The organism is Amaricoccus tamworthensis (genome assembly GCF_049800875.1).
Taxonomy (GTDB): Bacteria; Pseudomonadota; Alphaproteobacteria; order Rhodobacterales; family Rhodobacteraceae; genus Amaricoccus; species Amaricoccus tamworthensis.
In genome coordinates, this window is sequence record NZ_JBNAFV010000008.1 from 154,334 (window position 1) to 162,416 (window position 8,083).

7 protein-coding genes are annotated in these 8,083 nt (G+C 47.7%); all 7 read left to right on the top strand.

What is annotated here, in order from left to right; genetic code table 11:
- The first annotated feature begins 1,132 nt into the window (after positions 1-1,132).
- Positions 1,133-1,723, top strand: coding sequence for a recombinase family protein (locus ACP15P_RS14155; RefSeq protein ID WP_424929125.1), 591 nt, complete (start codon positions 1,133-1,135; stop codon positions 1,721-1,723).
- Positions 1,724-1,804: 81 nt separating this feature from the next.
- Positions 1,805-2,635, top strand: a complete 831-nt coding sequence (locus ACP15P_RS14160) for a hypothetical protein (protein WP_424929126.1) — start codon at positions 1,805-1,807, stop codon at positions 2,633-2,635.
- 161 nt (positions 2,636-2,796) lie between these two features.
- Positions 2,797-3,300 (top strand): hypothetical protein, encoded by a 504-nt coding sequence (locus ACP15P_RS14165; RefSeq protein WP_424929127.1) that lies wholly within the window; start codon positions 2,797-2,799, stop codon positions 3,298-3,300.
- Between the two features lie 257 nt (positions 3,301-3,557).
- Positions 3,558-5,621 (top strand): leucine-rich repeat domain-containing protein, encoded by a 2,064-nt coding sequence (locus ACP15P_RS14170; protein ID WP_424929128.1) that lies wholly within the window; start codon positions 3,558-3,560, stop codon positions 5,619-5,621.
- A 145-nt stretch (positions 5,622-5,766) separates the two neighbouring features.
- The gene (gene tnpA / locus ACP15P_RS14175; protein WP_424928839.1) at positions 5,767-6,150 is read left to right on the top strand and encodes an IS66-like element accessory protein TnpA; all 384 of its coding nucleotides are present in this window, start codon (positions 5,767-5,769) and stop codon (positions 6,148-6,150) included.
- Positions 6,147-6,500, top strand: a complete 354-nt coding sequence (tnpB, locus tag ACP15P_RS14180; protein WP_424928840.1) for an IS66 family insertion sequence element accessory protein TnpB — start codon at positions 6,147-6,149, stop codon at positions 6,498-6,500. Before tnpA ends, tnpB begins: the two co-directional genes overlap by 4 nt.
- 52 nt (positions 6,501-6,552) lie before the next feature.
- Positions 6,553-8,067 (top strand): IS66 family transposase, encoded by a 1,515-nt coding sequence (gene tnpC, locus ACP15P_RS14185; RefSeq protein ID WP_424928841.1) that lies wholly within the window; start codon positions 6,553-6,555, stop codon positions 8,065-8,067.
- The last annotated feature ends 16 nt before the right edge of the window (positions 8,068-8,083 follow it).

Here is an 8,083-nt window from a genome sequence, read left to right on the forward strand (position 1 = left end):
CGGTTAAGAATGTGATTTTATTAATGCTGTAAATGGTCATCTAGTTGATGTGACTTGTGACGACTTTAAGTTAGACTTAATGGTAACTGTTAGGCGTAAGGAATAAGGCAATTAAAACAACAATTTACGGAATTTATCCAAAACAATTATTGAAAAGCGAATTACTGCTGACCTTCCATTCTCCATTGGACTGAGTCTAAAGCAGAACCATCTTCTCAGGCTTGCATTGGACTGAGTCCAAAGGAAAACATGGAACTTTAGGTAACAATTTTAGCAGGATGATCTTTGGGGATCGTAACCCTAATGAGGGACACGGGGTATTATTGTGCTGAGTAATAGCCCCACCGTCTCAGGTGGAAGCAAAAGTACCACTAACTGCACTTAGATCCCCGGCCGACACCCACAAAAAGCGAGGCCATCGGATTTCCTAAACCCCCATAATTGTTGACATAATATACGAACAATTACCCCAAGTAATGTAATGTACAGTATGGTTTTTTTCATATCTAAATTGGAATTAATTTATAAAATTTAACACTATATTTTAAACTACAATAGTATTGTAAAATAAATTAACTCGATACTTTAAAAAAAATAATAATAACAGAACTAAAGACCCAATTTTTTGAAAGGGCCGTTTTAAAAGGGCGACGGGGGTCTTTTGGTTTTCAATTTTGCAGCTCACCTTGATGGCTTCAAGTGCCACAGGGCGCTAAGAGTCCCTGAGAGACTCCATGAGTAGCCCCAAGATGACTGACTACGGGACACTGCCACACAAATCTCAACGTCTCTCTGTGCGGCTCTCAGAGTCCCCCACAAGTAAAGCCTGTCAGGTGCGAGACATTTGATTGGCACAGTGTCGGGGAACACTCCAAGGAGCATTGAACTTGACGAATAGTCGGAAGCAATGGGTAATTGTTTGTCGGACACACTAATGTCTTTCCGCCAACCCGATTAGTTCAAAGCCTCAATGCGCTGGGCAACCGACCCAAGCATTGTCTCAATAGACCTTGGTCATATGAGTCACCTTACGCCCAGCGCCAATTCGTCTCAAATAAATTGGTATTGACTTTTGAGACATACGGCATGATGACATCTTAGACTCTATTGAGACAATCCAAGGAAACTCGCCATGCTCGTAGGCTATGCAAGAACATCAACACTGGATCAGTCGGCCGGACTGGATGTACAGCTCGACCAGCTCGCCTCAGAGGGTTGTGAGAGGGTATTCAAGGAACAGGTGTCCTCAGTCGATATGAGAGCCAGGGAGCAGCTTGACGCGGCTCTGGACTATGTCAGGGACGGAGACTTTCTGGTGGTCACAAAACTGGACAGGCTAGCACGGTCCATGAGCCACCTTCTGGACATCACTAGAAAACTGGAATGCAAACGGGCTCACCTTAGGGTCATCGGGTTGAACCTTGACACATCTACAGCCACCGGGAAGCTGATGCTGAACCTTCTGGGAAGTGTGGCTGAGTTTGAACGAGAAATCATGCTTGAACGACAAAGGGAGGGGATCGCAAAAGCAAAAGCTGCGGGAAAGTACAAAGGCAGAAAGCCAACGGCTATGGCTAAAACCGACGAGGTCAAAAGGATGATGGCTGAGGGAGTCTCACCAACTCAAATTGGCCAAGACTTGCAAATAGGGAGAGCGTCCGTGTACCGCATCATAAAACAACTGCGATATCAGCCGGAAAAAGCGAAATTGGCGACAAAATAGATTCACAAAAGTCCGTCTATCTCATTGAAACACGATAAAAAAAAATAAAACCAGTCGTGAAAACAAACTTTGGTGGAAAACGTGGAAGAAGAGTTAAAAATAAAATCAAAAGAATTTCAAAAATGGCGCAAAGAATTATCCAACTGCAAGGAGCTTTTTGCAGCGGCTTTTGACGAACTCCACAACATATTATTAGAAATATCAAAGAACAACGATCGCCCAGTCAAGCGCCATTACGATTATCCCAGATTAAAAATTCAAGCAAACGGTTTTCCTCAATTCTACCCGCAAAGCTGGATCGATGAAAACGCCCCAATAAACTACATGAGCCTAATCCGATCAGAAAGTTTTCTAGCCGATGCATTTGGCATACGCAGAAGCGATTTAGAATTCCCACTGGCCAACCGGTTTGCTGATTTTCTTCGCGGTCACAATATTGGGAAGAAGTTGGGACTTAAGCCTGATCCAGTAGATGGAAATTACTACAATAGACCAGTAGAAAAACTTATCGAGTCCGCGGTAGAACGCTACATTCAAATATATGGATTGAAAAAAGAAATAAACTGCAAAAACAGAACCACCATTATTTCTCCCCTAATAAGAAGTTTGATTCAAGAAGAATATTTTGTTAGCCTAATTGTGCCCATAACTTTGACAAATTTTGACGCCAATCACTTTCAACTCACACCATCGAGTTACGTGTTTAGAATGCCAAAAAACTTACAATTATCCCGCGGAATACTAAATAGTGTGGGCTCTGGAACGGAAAAATGCGTCGTTTCTGCTGCAACTCATGCATTCCTGTCAAATGGATGGAGTGTATACGGTGATCAATTTTCGGACATCACCAAATCTTTAGCTCAGCATTCGGACTCCATAATTCATGAGATCGATCGTTTTTTGGAGCTTTAAGAATTGTTACTGAAATCGAGACTGGATACGCTCAGTTGCTGTACGCTCCGAGAAAATGGGCTATGGAATACTTTTGTGACCTTAGGCCCTTGTACGGTGTTTGTATCAGAAAATACCCAAGCTCCTTTGACAACTTTGGCTGGACGTCCCAACGGCCAACCGTGACCAAAAGTGATCTCAAGGATATCCGACAAACATACAATGATATTTTGGCCAATGATAACGAGTCCATGAGATTAGCTTTGTCACGGTTGAACGGTTGTATGATGAGAGCCGACGACGCGGACGCAATTCTTGATGGAACGATTGGATTAGAACTATTACTTGGAGATTCAGACCCTCAAGCAACGTCTTTTAAACTTCGGATGAGAGCAGCAGCGCTAACACATTTGGATGCGGGCGGTTTAGTCGACCCACAAGAGATGATTGGCAAAGTAAAAAGGCTATATGAAGCCAGGTCAAAAATTGTTCATGGACATACTAAGAAAAAAAGTAAAAATGTTCTGCAATTATTAAATAATGAACACAAGAATGAGCGCAGATTGGCTTATGATTTGCTTCGATATGTCATTAAAATACTGTTGAAGCATCCTCATTATATAAATCCTATAAAACTGGACTCGGATTTGCTGTCAGGAGATTTAACTAAACATCGAAAGCTGTAGGTGGTCACCCCATTCGGGTGGGAACTCGGATTACCTAGCTTGGGCGATGCGAAATTTCAAAGTGACATCAAACTGCAGGGGAGAAGGAAGCAGCCGTCGACTATAGAACGAAGCAGGAAATTCCGCACAAAGAATCTCATGGCTACAGCCAATGAAGATGAAGTCAAAAAAATGGCAAAATATTGCCTAATTCACGTATCCATTTTGAGAATTGCTCAATTGATAGCCGCGTAGCAGTGAGAAGGAAATCCACACATTTGAGCCTAGCATCATCGTCTAAAGCACAACGAGCCTACGAAACTGCCGTACGCTTGATCCGAGACGCAGTAGATACCGATAGTGAATTCCTCGACATCGGTGGCGATCGGATGAATGGCAACCACATTTTTTGCGATCTTGAGGAAATCCCATCTGAAATTTTAGGCCTCGATTCACTACGAATACTCAACCTGCGAGATACCCGAATTTCGGATCTTTCAGTTTTGAATGATTTACAACAACTATCGGTACTCAATTTAGGAGGGAGCAAACTTTCGGACTTATCGTCGATCTCAGGATTGAAACAGATAAGATCCCTAGAACTTGATCATTCGCAAGTATCTGACTTGAGTCCGTTGGCAAATTTGACAAAACTTAATGAGTTAAACTTAAAAGGATTGGCTGTATCCAACATTGATCATCTAGATAGTTTGGTTCAATTAAAAAACTTAAATTTAAACAGTGCAATAATTGATAGTCTTGAAGACCTTCCTTTTCTAAAGGAACTTACAAATCTCGATATTGGCAGCACGCAAATTGATGAATTAGGTCCGATAGTAAAACTAGAAAATCTCAGATACCTTAATGCCGATAGCACAAAAGTCTACAATATAGATCCAATTTCCGATCTGAAATCGATAAAATTCATTAGATTCGGAAGTACGTACGTAGAAAACATTGATTCACTATCTTCTTTAGAGAACGTCTCTTCAATTGAATTTAACAGCACCAGAGTAGCTAATATCACCGCATTGTCTGAAATGCGAAAACTGAAAAAAGCTCATATGGCATTTACGGATGTTGAGGATTTGACACCCCTTGCCGGATTAACTGAGTTGAAATCCTTAGCGATTGCGGGAACGAAAGTTGCAAATATTGAGGTGCTTTCTGGTCTAAAATCTCTTTCCGACTTGAGTATTCAGGAAACTAAAATCAAAGATATAACGGTTTTGTCTGGTTTGACAAATTTGACGGCACTGCGCATTGATTCCAGCGGAGTTGAAGACCTGACGCCACTGAAAGACCTTTCATCACTAATTCCAACCCAAGACTCCGGTCACTACGATGGTCTATTTTTTTCTAGGTGCGAAGCCTGCAAGCGTGATCCAGCCGGTTTGGGTGAGCTTGCGAAAATATTCGACAGTTCTGAACGTACACATAAAACGTTGGAATATCTCCAAACTTTCGCTTCCACCACCGAATACACTTCTGGAATCCCGGCAGCTCCATCCCAAGATGATGTCTTGGAAGTATCGCCAAATCCCCAAGAGGGAGGAAGGCTTGACGTTCTAAAAACGTCACCTTCTCCCGATGAAGTTTCCGGGGACCTGAAGCATGTGCTTTACTTTCGTCTTTTGGATCGCCTAGCGGACCTTTGTTCAGCTACCGGAAACCAACACTATCAAATCACACGTCGAGTGAGGAAGTTTCTCGATCGACTTCCAGATCAGTTGGAGTCAGCAGATTTAGTTGAAGTCTATCTGGAATTGGACTGGTTGCGTGGGATTTACGAACACAGAGACCTGGCAAACGAAAATGGGCCTTTCTCTATTTCGGTTATTTCCACATTACACGAAATTAATACGCTCGGTCCAGGACTGGTGCTCGGAAATTCTGAGATAGAAAAACTGGAAGAACGGCGAATAAAATTTACTCAGAAAGCTCTATCTAGTGAATTAGATCAGGCTCAAATCCTGCTCTCGGAATCAATTGCCAGAGAATCCGATCTATTTGGCTCAACTCTCCGACGTTACGAGAACGCGGTTTCTGACACGCAGACCCCCTTTGGACCGCGACAAACTCTAGTTCAGAGATTGCTCAATCGTAATGTTCTGATTGCATCGGGCATGAGTATCGTGGGCATTTCTGGCAGCGGCGTCTTGCAAGGTACATCGTACGACATTGCACAGTGGTTGGTTCACAACCGCCATTTGGTAACGGATGCTGCCATTCCTTATGGTGAGGCATTTTTGCATTGGTTTTCTTTCGTAATTCAGAGGGCTCAAGAACTAACAGCGTTGGCCCAATCTTCCCAAGTATTGTCGAATAAGATCAGAAAATAATCGAAATGTTACGTACGCTCAAATCTTCGTCGTACCGTAAGCGGTGTTTTGATCCCACCTTCCTGAAGGCTTCCTGATCTGCGAGTCCGTTTCCGAGTATAGATTGGAATTGGAGGCTGGGTTGGTAGGAGATATATCGCTCCATATGGAGGATACTGGCCGTATGGATGTCATGGTCGGTCCTTCCGGGAAACGGCGCTGGTCTGATGCCTATAAGGGCCGTGTGGTCGCCGAAACACTGGTGCCGGGTGTTACCGTCAATGAAGTGGCGCGGCGGCACGAACTGCTGCCAAATCATTTGTCGGCGTGGCGTCGGCTGGCGAAGGAAGGCAGGCTGGCGGTTCCGGATCTGGCCGGAGCGGAGTTTGAGTTTGCGTCGTTGGTGGTTGAGCCTGTGACCGCGCCGGCTCCCGCCGCGTCCAGTGATGCGGTTGAGATCCTCTGTGGCGATGTCACGGTTCGTCTGGGGGCTGATACATCTCCCGAGCGGATAGCGGGGATTGTTCGTGCCCTGTCCGGGTCCGGATGATCTTCCCATCACAACGGGTTCGGATTGTTGTGGCGACGAAGCCGGTGGATTTCCGCAAGGGCCACAATGGACTGGCGGCTCTGGTAAAAAATGAACTGCATAAGGAGCCGTTCACCGGAACCGTTTTTGTGTTCCGCTCGAAACGTGCGGACCGTCTGAAGCTGCTCTACTGGGATGGGACGGGACTGGTTATGACGTACAAGCGGCTGGAGGAGACGACTTTCACGTGGCCTGCGGTTCGAAACGGTCTGATGTCACTTAGCCACGCGCAGTTTGAGGCCCTGTTCTGCGGTCTGGACTGGCGGAAAGTGAAGGCCCTGTCGGCCCGTCCACCGACTGCGGCAGAGTAAAAAACCATCCTTTACCCTGGTCCCCGGGCACTGGTTTTGGTAGTCCGGGATCATGATTTCGACGGCTGATCTTCCGGATGACGTGGATGCGCTCAAGGCCATGATCGTGGCGCAGAGTGAACGGAATGACCGTCTGGAAACTCTGGTTGCATCCCTCAGACAGGCCCTGTTCGGACGAAGATCCGAAAAATCCGATCCTGACCAGTTTGAACTGGCCCTCGAAGATCTTGAGACCGGTATTGCTGAGGTGGAAGCCGAACGTGAGGCTGATCCAGCGGGTGCGCAAACCCGGACCTCAAAGCCGCGCGCAACCAACCGGGGGGCGCTGCCCAAACACCTGCCGCGCATTGAGGAGGTGGTCGAGCCGGACAGCACGATCTGTCGTTGCGGTACCGAACGCCATGTTATTGGCGAAGACGTGAGTGAACGTCTGGACATTGTGCCGGCACGGTTCCGGCTGATTGTGACCCGACGCCCGAAATATGCCTGCCGTTCCTGTGAGGACGGTATCGTCCAGGCCGCCGCACCGGCACACCTGATCCCGGGCGGCATGCCAACCGAAGCCACCATTGCCCATGTGATCGTCAGCAAATACGCGGATCATCTGCCCCTGTACCGGCAGGCGCAGATCTACGGACGTCAGGGGATTGAACTTGACCGCTCCACACTGGCTGACTGGGTTGGTCGCGCGGCATTCGAGCTGCGACCCGTTTTTGATGCCCTGATCTCCGACCTGAAAAAATCGCCGAAGCTGTTCATGGATGAGACCAGAGCCCCTGTTCTTGATCCTGGCCGGGGAAAGACGAAAACCGGATACTTCTGGGCGCTGGCCCGCGACGACCGGGCGTGGGGTGGAGATGATCCGCCCGGTGTCACGTTCACTTACGCGCCCGGACGATCCGGCCAGTATGCGGATCAGATACTGCAGGACTTCCGCGGCATTCTGCAGGTTGACGGGTATGCCGGCTACAACCGGCTGATCAGGCGGCCGTCACAGGGTATTCAGCTGGCCTACTGCTGGGCGCATGCGAGGCGGAAGCTCCACGAGGTTGCCCGGACTGGAACCACACCGATCGCCGATGAGGGTTTGCGACAGATTACCGCCCTCTACAGGATCGAGAAAGAGGTCCGCGGCGAAAGCCCCGCCAGGCGGTTGGCTGCAAGACAGGAGCGCTCCAAACCCGCCCTTGAGGCATTCGGGACATGGCTCACGGCAAACCGTGCGCGGGTGTCAGCCAAATCGCCCCTTGGAGAAGCCCTGAAATACATCGCCAAATACTGGGACGGCCTCTGCCTGTTTCTGACCGACGGGCGCATCGAGATGGACTCGAACCCCGTGGAGCGAACAATCCGCCCCATCGCTCTAAACAGGAAAAACGCACTCTTCGCGGGTCATGATGCCGGAGCACAAAACTGGGCAATCATGGCGTCCCTTATCGAGACCTGCAAACTCAACGCCGTCGATCCCCACGCCTGGCTGACCGAAACCCTCACCGCAATTGTGAACGGCCACCGACAGGCCAACATCAAAGCACTGCTGCCGTGGAACCATCAACCGAAGGTGTGATCAGGACTTCGCTTAC